Genomic DNA, 21,389 nt, shown 5'->3' with positions numbered 1-21,389 from the left:
GAAAGGTTAACAAAATGTTAACGGCCATGCCTTTCATTACACCACACCTTCCACGGCATATGCGCGTCACGACCGCGGCCGAGTTGACCGCGGTCAACCGGTCTGCCGAGGGAGATCGCCATTGGCTTTGGCTCCGACGGACGCGTTCTGCAGCCGCCACAGGGCGAGAAGCATCGGCCAAGCCGAGAATCCCTCAGATCGTGCTTTACGCGTTAAAGCCCGCAGGTAACCTCCCGGCGCGTGAATCACCGCAGCGCGTTGAAGGATTACGGACAACACGACTAGGGCCTGTTCCTGTCCCATAGCAGCGACAGCCTCGCTCCAGGCACTCGGACTGATTCCAAGTGATGGACGAACGACTTGGACAGCAGTCAATAAATCAGACCAATCCCTGATACCACTGCGTGCGTACAGAACCACTTCAGGACAGGCTTGGAGCACCATTGGCAACGGGAATGAACGAGGCGCGGTCCGCGTCGCTTCCGGATCGAGCTGTGCGGTACCGGCCAGGCTTCCTCGGAAGCGCTGTTCAGATTCTTTAGCAGGATCTGTTTTTGAACTCTGATAGTGGCGCTCACTCTGAGACTCATTGGTGCTCATTTTCGTAGTTTCCAGTGCCTCAGACAGCCACTTATCCACCTCTTCACGCAGCGCCCGCAGCGCCTCGGCTGCTGCTTGAAGAAGGGGCTTGGCAGCGCTACGCCTGGGCATGCCGCCGAGTTCCATGAACCGATCCGTCAGCGTCGACCACGGACCTGGCCAACGTACTTCCGCGGCCATGGCGAGGGTCTTGATGATATCGCGGCGATGTAGGGCGATCTGCTCGCGCAGGAGCACACACGCTCGTGCTGCCATCCGAACCTCCTGTGCGAGATCTGCGAACTCCGAAGCCCGTGCAAGCAGCGGCGTCAGATCGAATCCAAAGGCTTGTGTGATTGCCCCATCGGTATCACGGCGTGCGTACCGCTTACCGTTCGGGCTATCGCGCCGAATTACCAGACCAGCGTCGACGAGCTGGGACAAGGCCCGCCGCAGCGTCGCTGGGGAGGGGCCATGCGACCGCATTAATAGCTCGCGGTTCGAGGGAAAGACCACGAGTTCCGTGCCCGGTGCTAGCGCCGTTTCTGGATGGAATGTGAGCAGTGCGCTGAGAACCGCGAGAGCACGGTCCGATACAGCGAGACGGTTCTTCGCCTCGGTGATGTCGCGGAAAATGCGCCATTTGTGCGCGACGGCGTCTTCAGGGCAGGCCTTAGCCGTTGACTGCGCAGCCATCATGGCGAGCGAGAGTGGCCGCCGTCCGAAGGGCGTCGTGGGTTGAGATCCAGGATGCATCGTCCTCGCCTGGGTTGAGGCAAGAGAACAGCGTCCGCCGAGGCGAAGCCACGTCGTACATGCTTGACAGCGATGTCCGGGAATGATTCTCTGAGGTTGTCCAGACGACAGAGAGGGCTTCCGGGGCGATTGTCTCGGGGGCCTTTTCTTTTGCCAGATTGCTCCGTTCGGGGTTGAAGGCTAATCGACTGCCAACGCGACGCGGTGAGCGCGGTTGGCAACGGAATCGTTGGTGGGAGACTGGCGCGTCAGCGCAGCCTCTACCGGAACTAGCAGACCCACTTCGCTCTCGCAGCCGCCGGTCTGATCCACGACACGTGCGGCTTTGCGAGATCGCGACTTCGTAGAGGTGCGACGGGCTGCGCTTTTGGCCATCGCGACGAAGGCACGACGCAGCTCGGCGGGCTCCGAGTGTCGCAGCACAAGTCCTTCTCCCGTCATCGCGACATTCGCCTCAGGATAAGCGTCGAGCGTTCTCTTGATCGACTCCGAGAAGGCTTGCTTGAAGCGTGAGGCGAACTCAGAGGAGCCGAACTGGGCCATCAGATCGCGCCAGGTCAGCAGTTCGCTCTCACCGTGGGATAGAAGAGGCAAGCGGTAACAAAGATAGACCAGAATATCGATTGCCATAGCGTTGTGTGCGACTTGCTTTAAACGCGCTGTCGGCACAGGGATCGAATGCCGCGTGAAGCGATCGTAGGCGTTCTGGCTGAGCATCAAGGCTTCCGGCCAGCGCATAGCGCTGTGACCGCCCGACGCCCAGACCTCAAGATCATCGTCCTTAAAGGCGCCCCCTTCGATCAAGCTCTCGCGCTTGAAGACGTGTCCACCCTCATCTCCATTTAGGATCATCGTGAAGATAGGAAAGCTGAGACGGACCAGCTGGTCCTTAGTCGGACCAATCGATCCCCGCTCTCCGCCTGTGACAGGCAGTCCAACCGCTTGCAGCCACTCTGTGATCCGGCCCATCTCCATCCAGCGATCGCCGGCGCTGCGCCGCGGATCACGCGCCTCGGTGGCCAACCACATCGAGAGGAGGCGGGCTTTGGGCCCGAAAGGCACCCCAACCTCGATCTGACACCCGTTGGGCAGAACGAAGCGGGCTGGCTCGACGGTCAGTGAGAACCGGCCGTCACGCCGGCTCCACGGTTCCATCGTGTTCTTTGGGCGGCGGAGCGGAAGCCCGGCGATGCAGAAGCCCTTGTGGAGGAAAGACACATCCATGCGGCCTTCGACGGCTGGGCCGACGCTCTGCCGCGACCCAGTCGTCACACTCTCAGGGTGTAGCAGGCTCTGCTCCCACAGGCTCAACTGGCGGGCTTCTGCGGCATTCATGGCCGGCCTCGATCTCCTCGTGCCAATCGAACGGCAACCTGGAGCTTATCAGGCGGGAGTCGCCGCCCATACGCAATCTTCGGTTTTCCGAATTTTGATGTGGCGAACGGGAATTTTTACAAAACTCAGCGCAGGAGCGCCATTCCCGGAGCCTGTCAGGCCTCGCCGGCATCCGTCCTTCGTGCCGAAGGTGTAAAAAATCAGCGCCTCGGGGAGCCCATTTGGCAAAACTCAGCGGGATCCGCGCCATATCGCTCCTCAAATGGGCTCCGGATCCCGCCCGATCACAGGACAATCGCTCCTGCACGCTGATTTTTGTAAGCCCCCGCAAGATCGCCGCGACGGTAGGCCTCCGGACGCGGCCGGCGCTCCGCTGAATATTTTCATCGCTGGCTCAACCGCGCTGATTTTTGTAAGTGGGCGCCCGCCAGCGCGGCCTAAGAGCGCCCCGCCCTTCGAGGTGTCGTACTTCCGACCATGAGCCGGACTCGGTTTGGTTGCTCCGCGGGTAGTTCCTACCTCAGTTAGGCTTGCATGCGGCTGTACAGGGCTGCGGTTGTCGCGACGCTGCCGAAGCAGTATCGAATAGGTAGACTGAAGGCCAGATTACCCATTCAAAGCCGATGAAACGGTACATATTCGGCCGCTACAAACATGCCTTGCTCGAAAATTAACATGTTCACGCATCTTTGATCAATTTGAGATGACAATATCTTAGATTTAACTGTATATATCTAACATTTCATTATTTTGATTTTATCAAATTTTTAAATATATTCGTACACTGTGCATAGATCATCGTTTTTTATAAATTGGCAAATTAGAGATTGGTTCCTGCTGGAAGCGTGATGTCCAACACAAATGGACAATCCTTAATTGTAGAGATGATCTTACCGGTGCTGGGCTTGGTAGCGAGCGCAGTCGGTCTCTCCTGGATGCGCAGAGCACCGATTTTCCGGGTCGCCTTGTCAATGTGACTGACCGGTCTCGCTGGGAGGGAGAGGCTGCTGATCGCGCCCGCCTTCATGGCAGCGGCCCGAAAGCGCCTTGCTGAACCACCCGACAAGGTCTCAGGATAGACCACGTGAATGAGGCTGTTCGCGCCGTGGCCTGGTCGGTCCTCCGCAAGAGCTTCAATGCAGCGCGCGATCACGAGCGCAGTGGTGAGGGGGGAGGAAGGGCGGATGCAGACCAACCCGCCGGCCGAGATAGCCGAGCGCAGCTCGAAGCCATCAGAGAGCGAAACGCTTTTGAGGCTGGCAATCTCCACCGCGTGAGCTGCGAGGGCTTTGCGCCCGACCTCACGCTTCTCCTTCACGATGTCACGGAGCGGTTTGATCGCCGCCTTGAGGGCGGCACCGTCGGCGGACGAGAGCTGCGCAGCGCTGGCCTCCCCTCGGCCGATTTCGTACTCACCTCTAACTAGACGATCGAGTGCGGCTTCGTCGACGAAGGCTGGGTAGAGCTCAAACGGGTTCTTCTTGTGGCGGGCGCCGAGCATTATGAGGATCGGCATGAGCGCCGCGTGCAGAGCGCTGGCCTCGGGCACCAGGCGCAGATCCGCGACGGCTGCAGCCAGGGTCGAGGGCGCGATCCGCAGCGGTGGGGTTGGCACGACCTTGAAGTCGATGGAGTAGATCTCGTTGTCCCGCCCGAAGGGTCTTGCCACGTCGGCAAGTTGGCCAGATAGCATCTCCTCGTCCTCGGTGTCATGCTGAATGATGATGGCGCCAATGCAATTGGCACAGGCGCCGAAGACGAGGCTGCTGATCGCCATCTTGTGCCAAGTCGGGGTATTGCCTTCTAAGGACAGGCCCTGAACGAGGTCTTGGCGTCGAAGCCAAACCTGGCCCGTGGCAGCAAGGCCAATCGGCCAGGTGGCGTCGCCGCGCAGACGCGTGGTGTCGTCGCGGTAGCCACGTCGTCCAAGATGGAGAGGCACGCGTGCCGGCGCCCGCCAAGTGCGCCAGCCATAGGTGAAGTGGTGCAAGAAGCGGTATCCGGCGTAGGCCAGGATCACTTCGGGCACGAACGGGGCGGCGATCGCCGACAGGGAGAGGGCAGTCGCAATCCCGAAATGCGTCGCGACTTCTTTAGGTGTAGCATCGTTCATCGATTACAATCCCTTACCCTTGTCCTGGCCGCGTATCAGCGAAAGCATGGTCTTGCCGGACTGGCGCGAGCCTAACATTGTGCCAGAGACCAAGGCGCCAGCTGTTCTGCTCGCGTTTCTGCTTAGGATCTGGTTGGGCGAGGTCGGCATGAAGATGCCGGCCGCGGCCATCGCAGTCGTGTTCCCTGTGCGGCGTTCGATCTGCGCACCGACCCATGACAACACGGTCTCAGGCAACGCGCTGATCTGGCCGGCGGACAGCATTACAATCGAGAACAGGATGACGGCGTAGACGAACAGCCCAGCGGTCCCGACCATCGCGTAGGCGATAGTGCCGTCGGGCGAGATCATCGCGAGCGCCCCTCGGAAGAAGATGTTGGTGATGTCGATGCCTACCCGCATCAGCAGGAGTGAAACGAGCAGACCGATCACAATGAGGGGTGGACGGAGCAGGATGCCGAGGAAGAATATGTAGCCCTGACCGCTGTTGCCGACGAAGCTATCGGAGCGGGCCGGCATGAACTTGGTGAGGAGCCAGATCGGTACGGCGATCATCGCCTCAGCAACAACGAGAAACCAGTTGAAGGTCGCCATTAGAAAATGGACGATGACGACGAATGGTACGAGGCCGACCAGCATGAAAGCGGCCGCGAACAGGATAGTAGCTAGAAAATATAAGAAGCCAGAAGCCCTCTCGAGTCCTTGTTGCGTTACGTGTGCAACCGGGTGTTTCAGTAACCCCAAACCCCACCCGACAAAGTCGGATCCGGCACCTGCCCCCGTCGCTGCGAGACCCCAATTCGCAATGCTCTGGCCGATCTCCTGCACCTCGAGGATTGGATCTTTCCACGACCCGCTCTCGGGCCTGCTGATGACGCTGAGCACGCCCGAGTAGATGGCCGAGAGTGCCCTCGCGAACTGGCTGGGCGGGTCTGCTTGCGCGGCCGGATCATCGCTGGTGATGCGCGCGACGCTGCCTGAGCCCTGCGCGGCGATGTAACCGCTGAACGTCCCGACGTAAGTGACGTTGCGCTGCGCCTCCTCGACGAGCGGCCAGTAGGCGCTGTGGCCGAGAGAGGGCATGTAGGTGGTGATACTGGCCGGGGGCACTGCCCTTACGGAGGCGCTCGGACCGGCGGAGGCGGCCAAGAGCTTGGCTTGAACGAGGCTCATCGAGCGCTGCCACATTGCGGCAGAGAGCCAGCCGTTCTCTGTGGAGTTCGAAAGGTAGTTGCGAAGCGCTTGGTTTAGTTGATTGTTGCTACTCTGAGTCAAGATTTGGTTGACGCTGCTATATGCTGAGTCGACCGCCTCCTTGATACGGTTTTTGATTGACTCGTCGTCGCGGCTGCCGGACATGATGGTCGTGGCGATCCCGCTCGCGGCCCTGTCGAGGCCGCCGATCGCCGCCTGAAACGCGCGCTGACTCTGTTGCTCAGCCAGAGCGATCAGGGTTGCTGTCGTGCTGGCGTCATTAGCGTCGTCGAAGTTCACACTGATCTTCTGGTGCTCGTAGATCACAGACCCACAGAGGTTGTTTGATCTGCGGAAATACCCGTTAGAATCAGCAAAATAGTAGGTTGTCGTTTGCGGGCTCCACGATCCGAAACTTCCTCTATCGACGATGGTTCGGGAGACGATCGACGCGGCATTGTTCCGACCTGAGACGTTGTTGGCATATTGCTGCAACGATTGGGCACAGACGTGGCCATAGAGGCGTCCTTCCAGCACCTTGGCGAGGTTGCCGCGCAGAGCGAAGTCGCCGAGCGCCTGGGCCGGCTGGGTGAGCGTGCCGTACATGCCGGTGAGCTGGGTCCCAGCGACTCGGGTCCAGAGGGTGTCGCCAAAGCCCGAGCCCCAGACCGCGATCTGCACTACCAAGATCTGTACGAGTGACAATCCGGACTTGATCGGCAGGCTGAGGATCGCGCCGGTCATAACCCGCAGGAGGGTGTACTTGGTGCTCGATTGCCGCCCGAATGCCTGGCCGTCGTTTGCCGTGTCGGCGACCATCGAGTAGAGCAGGTAGCAGCCAAGGATCGTCGAGAGGATCAGGCAGCCAACGTTGAAGTACCCCAAGGCGACGGTGAGCGGCCGGTCGTCGGTGCAGGTGGCGGCGGTCCACACGCCATCGACCACGCAGCCAAGGAGCTTGCGCAGGTTGATGAGCGCCAGGTCGTTCTGGACCGGCGTGAACATCTCCTTGCCCGTTGTCTGGCTCTGGGCGGCCGTCGCGGCCGCAAGAAGGCCGAAGCTGCCAGCGCTGGTGGCGGTGGCGGTCCTGCGAAGCATGGGAGTTCCCTACAGGTTGCCGCCTGCTTGAGTGGCCAGGATGGTGCCAAACACCGCCGAGGTGCGGGCCTGCTGCTCGATGAGCTGCTGGCGCAGCGCCAGCGACATCGAACGCATGCGCGTGAGCTCGATCAGGAGCCCATGTTCGGACTGGCCGGCGAGCCCGGCCGACCACGCCTCGTACTGAGGCCCGCCGCCGTACTGGCTAATGAGCATGTCGAGCTGCGCGAGGGGGGAGGGGGTGGCACTGCCGACTTCGTGACCCTCGGCGATCGACATCGCCCGCACGGCACTGAGCGAGACGAGGGCGGGCGAGCGCAGGGCCTCGACCCGGCGCGCGCGCAGCATCATCAGGTCGGCCTCGGAGCCCGGCATCGCGGCGGTGGGCTTGGGCATCGGCAGGCCGGCCATCGCCTGGATGACGCTCTTGCGGTCGTCGTCGCTGGCGGAGGGATCGAGGAGCACGGTGGCGTCGGTCTTGGTCGGATCCTGTAAGCGGTCGCGGGTCGCCTGCTGGACCGGAACGTTCTTGCCCGGCGCCACGTCGAGGCCGCGGTAGGTCTCTCGGCCAATCATGATGACGTTGCCCATGGCGCGGTTGGTCGAGTTCATCAGGTCGATCGAGCCGCAGGCGTTCACGCCCTGACCGGTATCGATCGAGTATTGCTCGCGGGCATCCACCAGGGCGCGGCGTTGGGCGACCTGGGACAGGCTGGCGGCGACGGCCTGCTGGGTGTTGCTGACGAGGTTCACCTCGCGCTCGCCGTTGGTTGAGGTCTGCGCCGTCTGGACCTTCATGGCCGAGAGAAGCATTTCGAGGGTGAGGCTGCGTTGCGTGGCGATGTTGGTGCCCATCGTGGCCACTCGGGTGGTCAGGGTGGCGGTGGCGCTGTTGTGGCCCGCGATCCAGATCGGGTCGGCCACAAAGCAGGTCTGCGCCGTTGCCGACGCGGCGAGGGCGCAAGTGAGGGCGGCGACGGACGCGGCGATGAGAAGCTGCTTCATGGCGTCTGGAAGCTCGCTGGGCTGGCGGACCCGCGGCCAGGCGCGGCGACGCTGTTCGAGATGCGGGCGTTGACCATGGCGAGCAGCAGCGCTGCGGCGGTGGCCTCGGTGCGCATCCCACGCTTGATCTGGTGGGCGACGAGGGCGAGGTTGGCCGCCTCCATCCGCACCGCGTCCTGGATGATGCCGCGGTCGTGCTGGCCGGCCACACCCGCCGCCCACGCCGCACCGCCGTCGTTGCCCTGCCAGTGGCTCGAGAGGGTCCGGGCCTGCGCGATCGGGCCGTCGGTCCGGTAATCGGCGGCAATGTCGGCGAGCACGCTGGCCGTCATCGAGCGATAGGTATCGCGGCCGGTCTTCTCCAGCCGGGCAAGGTCGTTGGTGGCGCTCGCGCCGGAGTTGCGCGGCTGCGGGTCGGGCGGGCCGACGATCGCGTTGATGAACCGCGAGGCTGCCGCGGTGTCGCCACTGTAGAGGGAGGCACCGTCGGGGGCGTCGCCGCTCTTCACGTCGGCGACCCAGTCCTTCGGATCGGCGTAACGGCCGGGCTGGGACCGGACCGGCGCGACGATCTGCTGGCGGATGGCCGTGGAACCCATCATCGCTGTAAAGAGGGCCTGGGCCTTAATATTCGACCCGCACGGATCGTAGCCGATGGAGCCGTAGCGGTGGGCGGCGAACGCTACGGCCTGGCGCTGCTCCTGAGTGACAACGGTAGTGGCGAGCGCCTCGCTGGATGCCCGGAAGCCATTCGAGACCTGGTCGGATCCGGCCGCCGACTGCGCAGTCAGGACCTTGACGGCGGACAGAAGGCGAGCCCGCTCAGCGATCTCTTGGGCGACCAGGGCGGCCTCGGTAGTGGTGATCGCGCCGGTGATGGCTGTGGTGAGGGCCGAGGTGGCAACGTTGACGCGCGCTTCGACCCCGAAGCAGGTCTGAGCCTTGGCCGGGGCGACGACACTGATCGCCACAATGACGGCGTTTAAGCCCCCGACCGCAGGCAGGCGAAACCGGGTCATGGCGTGCCTCCCTGGCGGCTGTCACCGCCCATGCCGCCTACGATCACGCCAACGAGGCTGGCCCGGGCGCTACTCATGATCGCGCCATGGCGAAGAGCACGGACGAGGGCGGCATCCTCCTCAGCGGTGGCAGGGTTGGGCTTTACCGTGGGCAGGGGGGCGACGACATCGAGGTAGTCGGCCGCGGTCATCACCTCCTCGCCGCCGTAGTCGCGATTGAACAGCCAGGGCGCGGCGTCCGAGTCGCCGGCGCCAAAGCCTCCTGGCTTGGCGCCGGTGCACCAGCCGGTGTCCTGCTCGGAGGGCGAACAGTAGAAGGTGCGGCGCTGCTCGAGGGTGGCGCCCGTGCGCTCGGCGGCGTCACCGCCGTTGGTCATCCAGCGCTGGTCGGCCGAGCGGAAGGCTTGGCGGACCTTCGTCGCGGAAGCAGCGCTATCACGCTCCTGCGAGAGACCGAGAGCGAGCGTGCAGGCGGCATAGCCCGTGCCGGTATCGTAGCCGTACTGGTGCTGGGCCCGGGCAAGGCGCAGGGCGTTGTCCTGGCTCACCAGGGTCGAGGCAGTGGCCTCGGCTGCCGCCTTGTGGCCGTTGGTGGTCTGGAGCGCAGTGGCGCTCGATTGCACGCCGGACACCTTCATGCCGGACAAAAGGCGCTGCAGGGAGATCTCCCATTGCGGGAGAATCCCCTGTGCCTGGACCGGGGACGCGAGGGCAGCGGCGAGGACGGCGCTCGCCGGAAGGAGGAGGTGCAGCCGCGTCACGGTTTGCTCTCCATGGACCGGGCATCCAGGGCGTAGAGAGCGACGAGCTGGGCGAGCGCGGCATCCATCTGCGCATCGTAGTCGAGGGTATTGGCGGTCAGCTCGACCGCGTTGATCCGGGCGAGTTCGATGTAGAGGCTGCGGTTCGGCTGGTTGGCGACTTTGACCGCGTGGTCCTCGGATCCACTGGCCTTCTCGGCCGCGCTGGCGATAGCTTTCTGCTGAGATTGGGTGTCGGACCGCGACACGGTCTCGCTGACGGCGCCCTCGTTGGCGCCGGGCGAGCAGGTCTTGGGCAGAGTCGTGTCGCGTGGCCCGCCCGCCATGTCTGGGTATTTGTTGGAGATTGGGAGCTGGCGGGGCAGGAATGGCTCAGGATTGACGTAGTACCAAGCATCCGGGACAGCAGATTTTATCGCATCGGCGGTGAGAGGACTGGCGCCCTTGCCAGAATACATCTTCCAGACGCGACCGTTGGTACTGGTTGTTGAGATGGCGCTACCCTTGAGGAGCGTGCCGAGATGGAGATGGGGGGCACATTGCTTCATGCCCTTGCACCCCATCGTGCCGACCTGATCGCCGGCGGCAACCTGACCAGATTGTCCTTCTTTAAGCGTTGTCGTGTTCATATGTAAATAAAGAAACCGCGTATCTCCAGAAACAACATCAGCGATGATGCCGCCGCCTCCGAAATGATGGTACAAAATACTTCCGGCCGATCCGGAATGAATTGGGGTCCCCGCACCTTCACTGTTTACGATGTCCATACCTTGGTGATAACCGGCCGAAGCACCTGGCCGGCCGGATCTATTGACCCCGTAAGGCGAAGAAACCCGCTGACCTGACGGCTTCATGATGTCGGCCGAGAGGCAGGTGCCGGCCCATGCCGTACCCTGCGAGAGGCCAAGCGCGATCAACGCGAAAGCTAGTGCGGCAGCGCGGATCATCGACCACCCTCCGACTTACGCGCGCAAAGCTCGTGTTCGCTGTTGTTGAACAGTATCTTCTTCGGGCTGATGAATTTGAGAGAAAATGAATCATCATTTTCGTTATCTGGACTCTCGCGCATTCCTTGAGGAATGTGAGCATCCCAGTCGCATTTGGTGTCGATAAAAACTATACCCCTGCCCTGTCGTCTGATTTTGAGAATTTTGCATCTGGCTTCGCCGCGAATAGCCTCTTGGTCGATGCGTTGGATCAGCCGATCTTTCTCGATTGTAAGCGACGGCCTCTTGCAGCCCGTTGGAGAGACAGGTGAGTATGCCCAGTCGCCGACTGGAAGAGAGAGTTTCTCGGCCCGCGCAGAGCCAACGGCAGTCAGGAACAGGGTTGCGGAGAGGAAAGCCGCACGGATCATTGGAACATGCCTCCGAAATTGTCCCTAGACGGCGCCGGGGCCGAGATGACCGGAGCGGCAGCCGGAACTGAAGCGCCTTGCTGCACTACGACGGGAGACGCACTCTGCGGTGTCTGGCTCAAGTTGAGCGCCGAGCCGAACGCCGAGTTCTGAATGAGATTGTACGACCCGATGCCGCTGATGTTCGGAATGGCGATCGGCGAGATCGAGCCGTTGAGCTGCCGGAACAAGTCGCCGGTGATCGAGCTCTGGAAGCTCGTCATCTGTTGGTTAATGCTGCGGATCGTGTCCCGGAGTTGATCGTCGAGGATCTGGCACACCTGCCGCTTGGCCGCGTCGATCACGGACGAGATCAGGCTCGTCGCCGCCGAGGTGAGGAACCCCGACAGGTCGGGGATCAGGTTCGACAGGTCGAACCGCTTGAGCAGGTCCCCGGCGATACAGCTGTTCGGGCCGTTGAAGAAGCTCGACGGATTGACCTTGGCGGCGTCGATCAGGGCGATCTGGCGCTGTACGGCGGCGTCGGCCGCCTGCCGCACCAGGCAATTATTGCCGGTTGACTGAGCTGCGGCCGGGGCAGCACCGGCGAGCGCGAGCCCGCCGAGGAGGACGGCGAGGCGCAGCGAGGTCCGCATCCGGATCCGGAGCGGGGTCGGTTCTAGAAAGCGGGCCATTTGCCACCCTCGATAAATTTCGACCAGATATACTTGAGGAACCGCATCGGCCCCATCTTGCGATGATTGCAATACGCAAGGAACGCGGCGTACAAAGCCATGGCGATGAACGTGTAGCGGCTCAAGCCCGTTACGATCAGCAGGGGGAAGAAAGCCGCGATGCTGCCGTGCATTCCAAAGAACCGCAGCGGCACGGCTGACCACCGCCACGGGAGATGGCGATCACTCATGCGGGCTCCTCAGGCTTGGTGATCGGCGTGCCTGGCACCGCCTGCGCGGCTGGCGGCGCCTTGCGTCCGCCGGCCCAAGCGCGCGCCTGGCCGATGTCGAGGTGGCAGAACGAGGGGTAGATCCCGACGCCGCCGCGACCGCACAGCGCGCCGGCGAGGGCGACCGCGTCCGGGCCGTAGCCAGGCGCTTTCAGGTCGACCGCACGGCCGGCCAGATGCAGCGAGCCTCGGGCGGCGCCCTCGAGGCCGGCGTTGTGCTGGGGCGTGCGATAGCCCGAGGTGACGATCAGCGGCACCACGGCGCCGTGGACCGCGCTCATCGCGCCCTGGACCGCAGCGAGGAGGTCGAACAGGCGCGGGTCGATCCAGACCGCCGCGCTGGCGTCCCGGACATCGCGCAGGAGCCAGGACAGCAGCAGGAGGTCGCGCGCGTTGTAGCCATCTGGCGTCCGGACGATTGCGCTCACTTCCTCGCCGGTTCCCTCGCGCCGCAGCCACAGCCGCACGGGCAGCGGGAATGCGGCCGAACCGACAAGCGCTGAGGCGTAGGCCCGGTCGAGCCCGCAGGCGGGCAGGGCAGCGAGTGCCGCGAGGCCGGTAAGGAGGCTACGCCGCGAGACGGGCATCGCGGTATCCGTAGCGGTCGAGAACGCGGCGGGCGGTCTTGACATCGATCGCGCCCTGCTCGACGGCTGCCATGACGGTGACCCGCATCGAGCGGCCGTCCTCGCCGCGCCCGATGATCGTGCGCAAGGTATCGACGGCGTCGGCCATACCGCCGCGCGCCACCTCGCGGCGGACCCGGTCGGTGAGAACCTGCCATTCGCGCAGGCAGACACGGCCGCCGCCGACCCGCGGGACCAGGAGTTGCGAAACGAGGAGGTGGGTGCTGGCCAGGACGTCGTGGAAAGCCTGGACCTGGAGGTCGGCTGGGAACTTCAACGTCAAGCGCCTCAGGATGTGGGCGACATCGTTGGCATGGGTGGTGGTATAGATCGGGTGGCCGGTCTGGGCCGCCTCGACGCTGGCCAGGATCGTGTCCATGTCGCGCAGCTCGCCCACCATGATGAGGGCGGGCTTGCGGCGCAGCGAGTTGCGCACGCCGGCGGCGAACGAGGGCAGGTGCAGGCCGATCTCGTGCTGCATGACGGTGCAGGTCGCCGACGGCACGTTTTCGAACACGAACTCGACCGGGGCTTCATAAGTCAGCACGTTGCCGTGGATCGGCGTCTCCTCCTCGAGGATCCGTCGCAACAGGGCGGCAAGGGTCGTGGTCTTCCCCGAGCCGGTCTCGCCGGCGACGATCACGGCGCCTTGGGCAGGCGTCGACTCGGCGACGACGTCGCCGTCGATCTCGAGACCGGCAACGGTCGGCGGCTCGGCCGGGATGTGGCGGCACACGATCTGCACGCCGACGTCGCCTTCGTAGTAGCCGGCAGTCACGTTGATGCGGAACCGGTGCCGGATCGGCTCGCCGTCTCGGCCGGCGCCAGCCCGGTCCTCAATGGTGATGGCGCGATCGAAGTCCTGGCCCGAGTAAAGCTTCGACATGATCGAGTCGGTCGAGGTCAGCTCGGTCGCGATCCGCGCCAGCGTCGACGGCTGGAGCCAGACCCGGGTCAACGCGCAGAGGTGGCCGTGGACGGACGCCAGCGCTGGCCGGCCGGACTGGAAAATCACGTCGCTGGCGTCGATCGCGACGGCATGGACGAGGAGGCGGCACACATCATCTCGGCCGTGCACGATGATGTTGTCCTCAGGGTAGCGGGTGGCGCCAGTCCAGAGCATGGCTCACTCAGCAGCAGAAGCGGCCGCGGCGGCCGCGGTGCGCTGGAATTTTGGGGCGACGACAATCTTTAGGAGCCGCGGCTCGACTGCGGCCGACCGGCCGTCTCGGCCGACCTTGAGGGAGGTGGCGCGGGCTTTGAGGATCGGCAGGCTGACCGCGCCCTGCGCGGCGAGATCGTGGTAGCGGCGCATGCCGGAGAAATCCCGCTCGAGCCGCGCCAAGCCGTCGTCGAAGGCGGCCCGGGCCTGCGCTACGCCGACCTCTAGCCCGCCCTTGTAGCCGACGTCCCAATTAGCCTGCTCCACATCCCCTCTGGGTGGCGTCCAGGTAGTCTTGGCCTCCGGAGGCGGTGTCACGGTGAGGTAGTCGCGCCAGTTCGGCGGCTGCACCGTGACCCGCGCGTCGCGCAGGATCTCGAAGCTCCCGAGCGTGGTGACGAGGAGGGAGCGGGTCAGGGTCTGGCGCGCCTCGCGCAACTCCGACATCACCGGAGCGACGATGTCGGGCCCGACCATCACCGTCGGGAAGGGGTAGCGGGCGTCGAGGCGGGCGGAGATCTCGGGCGTGTCGAGGTAGGCGGCGATGCGCCTTGACTCGTCGCGGTAGCCGTCCTGGATCCCGGCCGTGCGTGCCGTGCGCTGGACCACCTTGGTCGGGCGGTTGGCGTCGCCGAAGACTCCGGCCGAGTAGCGGCTGAAGTCGGAATTGGCCGGGTGTGGCGGCGCGGGCGCCGGCTGGTTGTCGCCGACGTTGGACGGGAAGGGCTGGCTGTCCCCCCCGGGCAGGTACCGCGGACCATTGGCAATGGCGCTGAGGGCGTTGGCCTGGGCGATGCCGGCGGGGCCGTAGTAGCCCAGGGGCGGATACCCACCGTAGCCGGGAGCAGCGTAGCCGCCATAGCCAGAAGCTCCATAGCCCCCGTAACCGCCATATCCAGGAGCAGAGTAGCCGGGCCCGTAGCCGCCGTAGACCGGGGCCGCGTAGCCGCCATAGGCACCCCCGTACCCCGCACCGTAGCCGGTCACGACCGGAGCGCAGGCGGCCGGGTTCTGGGCACAGAACGTGTTGGCGATTTGGGCCGCGGCCGGTTGAGCTGCGAGGCACAGGGCGGTGGAGAGGAACCATCCCTTCAGGCGCATGGCGTTAGATCTCGTGCTCGCGTAGCTTGGCATCGACATGGTCCGAGGTACTGTTGCCCGCACTGACGCACGCTTGAAGTGTAGCTGACATTCCTACCAGCATTATAATCAATCGAACAAGAGATATGATGCGATAACGATCCATAATAGCACCCATAATGTTTTTATTTATGTTGATTCTGCCGCAGCGGCCCGTATTGTCCCGCAAGACAGGACGCAGAAACATCCTGGACGAGTGGGAGCCATGGGGATCAGGTCGTTTATGAGTGAACGGCTCGCGCGCAGGGTCGGGCCGGAGCACCGAAGCTTCGCGAGCATCACCGGAATGGTCCTCGGCGGCACCCGCGCCATCTGCCCGGACTGCCGGCGCGGCCAGCTCGTGGGCGTTCCCGACGGGCTCGACCTGCGCAGATGCGACAACCCGAAATGCGGCGCCGAATACTCGCTGGCCGAGCTCGGCCGTACCTTCGCCCTGGAGGGCGCCGACATGCGCGAGTTGGCGGCTCATGAGCGCCAGCAGGCCTTCACGCTGTTCGTGGGAGCCGAAGTTATCGGCGTGGCGGCAGCCGCCTGGGCGGTCTACGCGCATTCCTGGCTTACGCTGCTTGGTGCGCTGCTCCTGTGTATCGTGATCTGCGCCGCAGCGATGGTATCGCGCTACCGGGCCTGGCAGCTCGAGCAGGGAAGGATGTTCGAAGCGCGGGCCCCGCTTGGCGCCTTTCTGGCCGCCGAACTCGGCGGCCGTTTTCGCCGCAGCCGTTGAGACCCGGACCAAGTGGTCTGGTACCAGCATCAGCAGAGCAGGGAGCAGGGGCATCCTCAGCCCCCGATCATCGTGCAGACGTTCGAGAACGACACGTCCATCTTGATCGTGTTGCTCACGAGCTGCGCTACGTCGTTCACGAAAAATGCCAGCGTGCCTCCGACGAGATAGAGGAACGCCGAGTCCGGGCCGCCGTGCTGGCCACTCGTAGCGTGGTAGAGCTTTAAGCCGGCGATGAGCCAGGCGAGCGCGCCGAGGCACATGAAGAAGTAGGTAATGGCGAGCTTGATCTGCTCGCAGATCGGGCCGCGCGGCGACGCGCCGTAATTGAACATGCTGAAAGTGACATCGCCGCCCAGAACGAAGCTATTAGCGAACTTCCAGAGCAGAACCGGCGCGACGATCATCGCGCTTCCCAGCGCGAGCTTGCCAACGGCCGCGTCAACCGTCACCGGCCGGTTGGAGAATTTGTATTCGCCGGCTGCCACATTGTAGAGGGCGTAGAGACCGGACGTGCCATACCAGATACCGAGCAGGGAGATGCTCAGGAATATTAGGTTGACAACGAGGGGGAACACCTCGCTCAACGAAACAAGCAAACTGCCGAGATCTGGAATGTTCATTAATGCACCTTTTTAGAACCGTTCGATAGATATTCCAACCGCTCCAACCGTTCTTCCAAGGCGTTCAAACGCTCCCTCAACTCCTCCATTTTCAGATTTGTAGGATCGATATCGAGATCCGGATGTCGATAAGGACGTCTCTCATCAGCTCTCCCATCATGATACTCGAATTTCGATCTGCTCTTCTTCTGATGTTCAGGCGCTGCCGGCTGAGAGGCAGCTTGTTGCGGCGCAAAAAGAAGCCCCAACTCAAGCAGCAGCGCAACGGTTGTGCTTGCCAACCAACGATTGAATTCTCTTTTCTGATTCGTTTCTACTATCTCCCGCTCACACTGCTGCCCACATTTCATGACATTTTCTCTAACATGTTTGATCGTATATCGTCTAATACACGACATATAAGCGCGTATTTGCCGACTTGATTAAATATATATTCCATAGTGTGACGCGTATTTGACGTCATAATGACTCCGATTTTCGCCGCTTAAAGTCGATGATTCCAGCACTCATTGACATGCCGCGCGCATTTTCGCAATAAGTGCCTTGCGTACGAGTTCATCGACTCTCATAAGGCATCCACAGCATGGAGACCGCTGCAAAACACTTGGCATGGGCCGGATCGTTGGTTGCATGTGTCTATCTTGCCACAAGCCATAACTGGGTTCCGGTCCAGATCCAGATCTCTGCAAATGCGCCTAATCAACCTGTGGCAGGACCTGCACCCGCAGTCCCTGCGGCGCTCCCTGCAACCTTGCCGACTGGTCAGTTAGTTCTTGCCTCGCCGGCGGTGGGCTCTGCCTCCCCGCAGGCTGTGCAGCCCTCCAATCAGTCTGCCGTGAACGCGGCCTACGCCACGATTGAGGACGCGAAGGTCGCCCGGCAGGTGATGGAGTCACTGGGCAAGCTCGACGCCGTCACGGACATCCCGGCCGGGACGCCGGTGGGACAGGTCGCGACGATCTTCTTCGATCCCCGCTGCCCGTACTGCCATGCCGCGTTCACCGCCCTGCACGGGCGGATCGCGGCGCGGTGGGTGCCGATCGTCGTCTTGGGCGAGCCCGAGGCCGGCAACCGCATGGCGGCTGCGATCCTCTCCAGCCCTGATCGGGTGGCGGCGCTCAAGAACGCCTTTGCCACCAAGATCGCGCCGGCCGAGGCAGCCAGCCCCGAGACCACCGCTAAGCTCGCCGAGAACAAGGAGGCCTTCGCGGCGATCTTTGCCGCGGCGCCGCAGTTGCGACCCGGAGTTCCAACCATGTTCGTGCCACGGCCGGACGGGCGGCTCGCGATCATGGTGGGGTACGAGGCGGGCGACGATGCCAAGCTGCGCTCGGTCCTGACCGGAAGCTGAGCCGATGGCCCGCCGCGCATCGATCGGGGCATTCAGCTTGCCCTCGGCCCAAGGATGCTTGTCGCCCTCGGCGTTGGCCGACCGTCTGACCAGCTACGCGCGTGCCTCGGCGTTCCTCGCGGGTGCCGTGTTCGCCTCGCTGATGGCGATGATGTGGCTGACCTACGTGTGTCTCAAACGGGCCGACGTGATCCCCTACGTCGCCGACGGCGGGGTTTTCGGCTGCGAGGTGAGGACCGTGGTCGCTCCTCGACCTCTTTTGCTGGAGCAAACTGGACAGTCCGAGCCATGAAGTCGGCCGAGCGTATCTCCCGCGAGGTCGATGCCGGCCGGATGATGCTGCGGAATCAGTGGTACTGGATCCTGCTGCTCTCCATGTTCCTGTGCCTGTCCCTCGTCGTTAATCTGCTGCTGTTCTACAACGCGTTCTACCGCTACCCGATCAAGCAGTTCATTTGGACGTCTGACGCCCAAGCCGTCTGCGAAGCGATCCCGCTCTCCGAGCCCAACATCAGCCAGGCACGGCTGAAGGAATTCGCGGTCTCCTCGGCCGTCGAGCTGAACTCCTACGACTATGCCAACTGGCGCGCGCTCATCAACAACGCTCTCAGCCAATCGTTCACCCCCAAAGGACGCGACCGCTACCGCGCCGCCCTCCAAGAGAGCGGGATCATTCAGAAGGTCGTTCTCGGCTACCAAACCGTGTCGGCCGTCACCACGGATCCGGCCAACATCGCCGAAGAAGGCAAAACATCCGGTCGTTACTACTGGCGCGTCGAGGTTCCACTGCAAATATTCTATCGTACCAACGTCGAGACCAAGGTCGAGCGGCGTGTGCTCGAGATGACGATCGTGCGGATCGATCCCTCGCCAATCAACCCGAACGGCATCGCGGTCGACTCGGTGATCTCGACACAGCAACTGACCAACCAGGTAGGGCCATGATGCGAGTGTGGGCCTCGGGCTGCCTGGTCGCGGCTGCCGTCTGGGCGGTTCCCGCCGCACACGCGCAGGAAGTCGGACCGCCGGCGGGGTCGGCCGGAGGACCCGGTGTGCGGCGCCCGGCCGGCGTGCCTCCGGCAGGTCTTTCGCCAGCCAGCGCTCCGCCCGTGGGAGCGGCGACGGCGCAGGCGCCCCCTCCTGCCCCTCGGCCATTGACGCCAGCCGAACTCGAAGAGTTGCGCCAGCGCATGCTGGGCAGCACGAAGGGCGTGATCCTGAAACCCGGCGAAATCTCGGAGATCCGCCGCGCGGTGCAGGACGCGCAGGGAGCCGGGACCTTCCCGGGCCGCGACGGGCGGATGCCGCGGCCCGAGCCCCGGCTGCTGAACGTGACGCAGGAGGTCAGCCGGGCGGCGCCGGAGACGCTGCACCTCGCCTACGGGGTAGTCTCGCCGATCACCTTCGTCGACACCAAGGGCGCGCCCTGGCCGATCGCGTCGGTCGCCTACGATCCACGCCTGTTCGCGCAGGACGGGACCGGGTGCGGCCAGGATACCGCGATGGGCGCGACGCAGGTCGCGCCCGCGGCGGGCGCGGACCGGCCCACCTCGATCAACCTGATGCCGTGCCGGTTCGACACCTGGGGCAACATCCTGATCCGGCTGGAGAACATCTCATATCCGATCCCCCTGATGATCCTCTCCGGGTCGAGCGAGACGGTGGACATCCCCGTCACCGTGCGGGTCGCCGGCACCTCACCGCTTGTGCTGGTCAAGGTGGCGTCTGCCAGCCCCGGCCAGGCCCGCAAGGGCGGAGGGCGGCCTGCGGGTCCGGCCGCCGGACCACCCGACACGACGGCGTTGCTGCACCTGTTCGGCGCCGGCACGCCCCCGGCCGGGGCGCAGGCTCTCGTGGCCAACGGGGCCCAGGCCTGGCTCTACCGCGAGCGGATGTACGTGCGCGTCCAGGGCACGCTGGTGAGCCCGCAGCCGGTCGCCTCGGCCGAGGCTGCAGCGGGGTTCCGCGTCTACGAGTTCCTGCGTCCGGCCTCGCGCCTCGTCGCCGAGCGGGGCGACGGCGCCGAGACCGCCATCAGCATCGAGTTCTAGGAGGTGGCCTTGCTCGATATGAAGACGTCAGCTGCGCTCGGTGGCGTCGTCCTGGTGGTGGCACTCGGGTCGGCGGCGTTCATCCTCTCCGACGCGCCGGGGATCGACCGGGGTGCCGGCGGCGCCTCCGAAATCCGGGGCCAGACCCCAACCCCTCAGAACGACATGATGAAGCCTGTCGGCAAGGCCGAAGCCGACCGCCGCGCCGGCGTCAACCGGCAGGCGGCCGACGACAAGGCCAGCGCCGGCAAGCACTACGTGGCCCCGGCCGTGGTCGCCGAGAGCCGGGGCGCGCAGCTCGGCGAGATGCCGGACGCGAACCCGGAACCGAAACCCGCCGAGCCGTCCCCGCCCCCACCACAGCCCCAGATCGTCTACGTCGACCGCGACGTGGTTCACACCGTCTACAAGGATGCGCCGGTTCAGGCGACAGCCGACCCTGCGCAGGTCGCGGCGATCAACGAGCAAATCCAGGCGCTCTTAAAGCCGAGCCCGGGTGGGTTCCTGGTGCGGAGCTTCGCCAAGGGCGAGCGGCCCAAGCCCCCTGAGCCGCGGGCTGCCGCGGCGCCGGTGGTGACCGGCCCGTTCGGGTCTGGCATCCGGCATGCGACCGTGGCGCGCGCCGGCGACGTCGCCTACGCGGTGCTCGATAGAGGCTTCAACAGCGACGATCCGGGCGCGCCGATCTTTGCCACCATCGTCGATCTCGACGAGCGTCAGCAGCCTGGGCCCCTCAACGGCATCAGGCTGATGGGTCAGATCGTCTACTCGCAGACGCAGGCCGCGATCCGCTTCACCACCATGATCCTGCAGGACGGCCGCCAGGGGCCGATGCAGGCGATCGCGATCACCGTCGACCAGGCGCGCACCGGCGTGGCAGAGGACGTCGACACTCACGTTCTTGAGCGCTACGGCGGCCTCGTCATCGCTGGTCTGCTTCAGGGCGTGGGCCAGGTCGGCCAGCAGCTCACCCAGCTCAACACCCAGACGGTGGTGGGCAACGGCTTTGCCGTTCAGTCGGGCCGCAACATCGACTGGCTGACCGCCGGCATGGGCGCGGCCTTGCCGGTGGGACAAGCCATGACCTCCGCCGCAGCGCGGTCGTTCAGCCGTCCCCCAACCCTGTCCTCACCAATCAACTTCCCCGTAGGCATCGTGTTCTTGCAGCCGGTTGTGGTGCCGCTCGATGCTGCCCGGGTCGCGGCCGGCAGCGGGTTCGGGTCCGAACCCGCCCTCAGCGCAGGCTATCGGCCGGAGAGCCTGTCGGTCTCCAACGTTAGGAGGCCGTGATGGGCGGATCCAAGGGTATCGCCGACGTGCTGCGCGGGCTGATCGAGCTCATGCCGGTCCTGGCCTGGCTCCTGATCGTCCTGGCTGCCATCACCGGCATCTTCCTCTCCGGATACGCCCTGGTGCGGGTCTACCAAGCGAACACGTCGGCCGACGGCACGGCAGGAAACTGGATCGTTGCGGCGATCATCGGCAGCGCGATGACCTGCGTCACAGTCGTGATCGCCCAGCTTTCCTTTTACTTCACCGACTGATTGCGCAG

At 64.1% G+C, this 21,389-nt stretch carries 23 protein-coding genes; 7 read left to right on the top strand and 16 right to left on the bottom strand.

Going from position 1 to position 21,389, the window contains the following annotated elements:
• Window positions 1-93: 93 nt before the first annotated feature.
• The 14 genes from repC to G4G93_RS25850 all read right to left on the bottom strand — a co-directional run bounded on the left by repC (window position 94) and on the right by G4G93_RS25850 (window position 15,049).
• The gene (gene repC, locus G4G93_RS25915) at window positions 94-1,335 is read right to left on the bottom strand and encodes a plasmid replication protein RepC (RefSeq protein ID WP_083469039.1); all 1,242 of its coding nucleotides are present in this window, start codon (window positions 1,333-1,335) and stop codon (window positions 94-96) included.
• 180 nt (window positions 1,336-1,515) lie between these two features.
• Window positions 1,516-2,559, bottom strand: a complete 1,044-nt coding sequence (locus G4G93_RS25910) for a replication protein RepA (protein ID WP_165088692.1) — start codon at window positions 2,557-2,559, stop codon at window positions 1,516-1,518.
• 931 nt (window positions 2,560-3,490) lie between these two features.
• Window positions 3,491-4,783 carry a hypothetical protein gene (locus G4G93_RS25905; protein WP_048442894.1) on the bottom strand — a complete coding sequence of 431 codons (1,293 nt, stop codon included), beginning with the start codon at window positions 4,781-4,783 and terminating at the stop codon, window positions 3,491-3,493.
• A 3-nt stretch (window positions 4,784-4,786) separates the two neighbouring features.
• Entirely contained in the window at window positions 4,787-7,075 is a 2,289-nt protein-coding gene (locus G4G93_RS25900; protein ID WP_048442893.1) for a DotA/TraY family protein, read from the bottom strand.
• Between the two features lie 9 nt (window positions 7,076-7,084).
• A complete protein-coding gene (locus G4G93_RS25895) occupies window positions 7,085-8,080 on the bottom strand; it encodes a hypothetical protein (RefSeq protein ID WP_048442892.1) in 996 nt (331 codons plus the stop codon).
• Window positions 8,077-9,099, bottom strand: a complete 1,023-nt coding sequence (locus G4G93_RS25890; RefSeq protein ID WP_048442891.1) for a hypothetical protein — start codon at window positions 9,097-9,099, stop codon at window positions 8,077-8,079. The genes G4G93_RS25895 and G4G93_RS25890 overlap by 4 nt, the downstream gene beginning before the upstream one ends.
• Complete coding sequence (locus tag G4G93_RS25885; protein ID WP_048442890.1) at window positions 9,096-9,860, bottom strand: hypothetical protein; 765 nt, start codon at window positions 9,858-9,860, stop codon at window positions 9,096-9,098. Before G4G93_RS25885 ends, G4G93_RS25890 begins: the two co-directional genes overlap by 4 nt.
• Window positions 9,857-10,807 carry a M23 family metallopeptidase gene (locus G4G93_RS25880; RefSeq protein WP_083469038.1) on the bottom strand — a complete coding sequence of 317 codons (951 nt, stop codon included), beginning with the start codon at window positions 10,805-10,807 and terminating at the stop codon, window positions 9,857-9,859. Before G4G93_RS25880 ends, G4G93_RS25885 begins: the two co-directional genes overlap by 4 nt.
• The gene (locus tag G4G93_RS25875; RefSeq protein WP_157080484.1) at window positions 10,804-11,217 is read right to left on the bottom strand and encodes a hypothetical protein; all 414 of its coding nucleotides are present in this window, start codon (window positions 11,215-11,217) and stop codon (window positions 10,804-10,806) included. Before G4G93_RS25875 ends, G4G93_RS25880 begins: the two co-directional genes overlap by 4 nt.
• Entirely contained in the window at window positions 11,214-11,891 is a 678-nt protein-coding gene (locus tag G4G93_RS25870; RefSeq protein ID WP_048442888.1) for a hypothetical protein, read from the bottom strand. Before G4G93_RS25870 ends, G4G93_RS25875 begins: the two co-directional genes overlap by 4 nt.
• Complete coding sequence (locus tag G4G93_RS25865) at window positions 11,876-12,121, bottom strand: hypothetical protein (protein WP_048442887.1); 246 nt, start codon at window positions 12,119-12,121, stop codon at window positions 11,876-11,878. The genes G4G93_RS25870 and G4G93_RS25865 overlap by 16 nt, the downstream gene beginning before the upstream one ends.
• Complete coding sequence (locus G4G93_RS25860; protein ID WP_048442886.1) at window positions 12,118-12,747, bottom strand: YcbK family protein; 630 nt, start codon at window positions 12,745-12,747, stop codon at window positions 12,118-12,120. The genes G4G93_RS25865 and G4G93_RS25860 overlap by 4 nt, the downstream gene beginning before the upstream one ends.
• Window positions 12,728-13,909 (bottom strand): type IV pilus twitching motility protein PilT, encoded by a 1,182-nt coding sequence (locus G4G93_RS25855; RefSeq protein WP_048442885.1) that lies wholly within the window; start codon window positions 13,907-13,909, stop codon window positions 12,728-12,730. The genes G4G93_RS25860 and G4G93_RS25855 overlap by 20 nt, the downstream gene beginning before the upstream one ends.
• Before the next feature lie 3 nt (window positions 13,910-13,912).
• Window positions 13,913-15,049: a type IV secretory system conjugative DNA transfer family protein gene (locus G4G93_RS25850; RefSeq protein ID WP_048442884.1), complete on the bottom strand. Its 1,137-nt coding sequence runs from the start codon at window positions 15,047-15,049 to the stop codon at window positions 13,913-13,915.
• Between the two features lie 262 nt (window positions 15,050-15,311).
• Between G4G93_RS25850 and G4G93_RS25845 the strand changes: the two genes are divergently transcribed.
• Complete coding sequence (locus G4G93_RS25845) at window positions 15,312-15,812, top strand: hypothetical protein (protein WP_232389515.1); 501 nt, start codon at window positions 15,312-15,314, stop codon at window positions 15,810-15,812.
• A gap of 56 nt (window positions 15,813-15,868) precedes the next feature.
• Here G4G93_RS25845 and G4G93_RS25840 read toward each other — a convergent pair whose 3' ends face one another.
• The gene (locus G4G93_RS25840) at window positions 15,869-16,435 is read right to left on the bottom strand and encodes a hypothetical protein (RefSeq protein WP_232389516.1); all 567 of its coding nucleotides are present in this window, start codon (window positions 16,433-16,435) and stop codon (window positions 15,869-15,871) included.
• Entirely contained in the window at window positions 16,435-16,785 is a 351-nt protein-coding gene (locus G4G93_RS25835) for a hypothetical protein (RefSeq protein WP_157080483.1), read from the bottom strand. Before G4G93_RS25835 ends, G4G93_RS25840 begins: the two co-directional genes overlap by 1 nt.
• 485 nt (window positions 16,786-17,270) lie before the next feature.
• On the opposite strand from G4G93_RS25835, the gene G4G93_RS36100 reads away from it, so the two are divergent.
• The 6 genes from G4G93_RS36100 (at window position 17,271) to G4G93_RS25805 (ending at window position 21,381) form a co-directional block, all read left to right on the top strand.
• The gene (locus tag G4G93_RS36100; RefSeq protein WP_232389517.1) at window positions 17,271-17,786 is read left to right on the top strand and encodes a hypothetical protein; all 516 of its coding nucleotides are present in this window, start codon (window positions 17,271-17,273) and stop codon (window positions 17,784-17,786) included.
• 4 nt (window positions 17,787-17,790) lie between these two features.
• Window positions 17,791-18,078 carry a hypothetical protein gene (locus G4G93_RS25825; RefSeq protein ID WP_048442881.1) on the top strand — a complete coding sequence of 96 codons (288 nt, stop codon included), beginning with the start codon at window positions 17,791-17,793 and terminating at the stop codon, window positions 18,076-18,078.
• Window positions 18,075-18,731 carry a DotI/IcmL family type IV secretion protein gene (locus G4G93_RS25820; RefSeq protein ID WP_048442880.1) on the top strand — a complete coding sequence of 219 codons (657 nt, stop codon included), beginning with the start codon at window positions 18,075-18,077 and terminating at the stop codon, window positions 18,729-18,731. Before G4G93_RS25825 ends, G4G93_RS25820 begins: the two co-directional genes overlap by 4 nt.
• Before the next feature lie 245 nt (window positions 18,732-18,976).
• The gene (locus G4G93_RS25815; RefSeq protein WP_232389518.1) at window positions 18,977-19,837 is read left to right on the top strand and encodes a DotH/IcmK family type IV secretion protein; all 861 of its coding nucleotides are present in this window, start codon (window positions 18,977-18,979) and stop codon (window positions 19,835-19,837) included.
• Window positions 19,838-19,855: 18 nt separating this feature from the next.
• Window positions 19,856-21,127 carry a DotG/IcmE/VirB10 family protein gene (locus G4G93_RS25810; RefSeq protein ID WP_232389523.1) on the top strand — a complete coding sequence of 424 codons (1,272 nt, stop codon included), beginning with the start codon at window positions 19,856-19,858 and terminating at the stop codon, window positions 21,125-21,127.
• Window positions 21,127-21,381: a hypothetical protein gene (locus G4G93_RS25805; RefSeq protein WP_048442877.1), complete on the top strand. Its 255-nt coding sequence runs from the start codon at window positions 21,127-21,129 to the stop codon at window positions 21,379-21,381. Before G4G93_RS25810 ends, G4G93_RS25805 begins: the two co-directional genes overlap by 1 nt.
• The last annotated feature ends 8 nt before the right edge of the window (window positions 21,382-21,389 follow it).

Origin of the sequence: Methylobacterium sp. DB0501 (assembly GCF_011043735.1) — a bacterium.
In the GTDB taxonomy this organism is placed as follows: domain Bacteria; phylum Pseudomonadota; class Alphaproteobacteria; order Rhizobiales; family Beijerinckiaceae; genus Methylobacterium; species Methylobacterium alsaeris.
Note: the sequence above shows the minus strand (reverse complement) of the source record. Positions and strands in the feature narration are given on the sequence as shown.

Coding starts and splice junctions, on each gene's coding strand:
- G4G93_RS25815 (WP_232389518.1), top strand. CDS start 18,977: ATGCTGGGCAGCACGAAGGGCGTGATCCTGAAACCCGGCGAAATCTCG.
- G4G93_RS25890 (WP_048442891.1), bottom strand. CDS start 9,099: ATGACCCGGTTTCGCCTGCCTGCGGTCGGGGGCTTAAACGCCGTCATT.
- G4G93_RS25865 (WP_048442887.1), bottom strand. CDS start 12,121: ATGAGTGATCGCCATCTCCCGTGGCGGTGGTCAGCCGTGCCGCTGCGG.
- G4G93_RS25870 (WP_048442888.1), bottom strand. CDS start 11,891: ATGGCCCGCTTTCTAGAACCGACCCCGCTCCGGATCCGGATGCGGACC.
- G4G93_RS25820 (WP_048442880.1), top strand. CDS start 18,075: ATGAAGTCGGCCGAGCGTATCTCCCGCGAGGTCGATGCCGGCCGGATG.
- G4G93_RS25805 (WP_048442877.1), top strand. CDS start 21,127: ATGGGCGGATCCAAGGGTATCGCCGACGTGCTGCGCGGGCTGATCGAG.
- G4G93_RS25875 (WP_157080484.1), bottom strand. CDS start 11,217: ATGATCCGTGCGGCTTTCCTCTCCGCAACCCTGTTCCTGACTGCCGTT.
- G4G93_RS25895 (WP_048442892.1), bottom strand. CDS start 8,080: ATGAAGCAGCTTCTCATCGCCGCGTCCGTCGCCGCCCTCACTTGCGCC.
- G4G93_RS25880 (WP_083469038.1), bottom strand. CDS start 10,807: ATGATCCGCGCTGCCGCACTAGCTTTCGCGTTGATCGCGCTTGGCCTC.
- G4G93_RS25845 (WP_232389515.1), top strand. CDS start 15,312: ATGAGTGAACGGCTCGCGCGCAGGGTCGGGCCGGAGCACCGAAGCTTC.
- G4G93_RS25840 (WP_232389516.1), bottom strand. CDS start 16,435: ATGAACATTCCAGATCTCGGCAGTTTGCTTGTTTCGTTGAGCGAGGTG.
- repC (WP_083469039.1), bottom strand. CDS start 1,335: ATGCATCCTGGATCTCAACCCACGACGCCCTTCGGACGGCGGCCACTC.
- G4G93_RS25825 (WP_048442881.1), top strand. CDS start 17,791: ATGGCCCGCCGCGCATCGATCGGGGCATTCAGCTTGCCCTCGGCCCAA.
- G4G93_RS25835 (WP_157080483.1), bottom strand. CDS start 16,785: ATGAAATGTGGGCAGCAGTGTGAGCGGGAGATAGTAGAAACGAATCAG.
- G4G93_RS25905 (WP_048442894.1), bottom strand. CDS start 4,783: ATGAACGATGCTACACCTAAAGAAGTCGCGACGCATTTCGGGATTGCG.
- G4G93_RS25850 (WP_048442884.1), bottom strand. CDS start 15,049: ATGCGCCTGAAGGGATGGTTCCTCTCCACCGCCCTGTGCCTCGCAGCT.
- G4G93_RS25900 (WP_048442893.1), bottom strand. CDS start 7,075: ATGCTTCGCAGGACCGCCACCGCCACCAGCGCTGGCAGCTTCGGCCTT.
- G4G93_RS25855 (WP_048442885.1), bottom strand. CDS start 13,909: ATGCTCTGGACTGGCGCCACCCGCTACCCTGAGGACAACATCATCGTG.
- G4G93_RS25810 (WP_232389523.1), top strand. CDS start 19,856: ATGAAGACGTCAGCTGCGCTCGGTGGCGTCGTCCTGGTGGTGGCACTC.
- G4G93_RS25860 (WP_048442886.1), bottom strand. CDS start 12,747: ATGCCCGTCTCGCGGCGTAGCCTCCTTACCGGCCTCGCGGCACTCGCT.
- G4G93_RS25910 (WP_165088692.1), bottom strand. CDS start 2,559: ATGGATGTGTCTTTCCTCCACAAGGGCTTCTGCATCGCCGGGCTTCCG.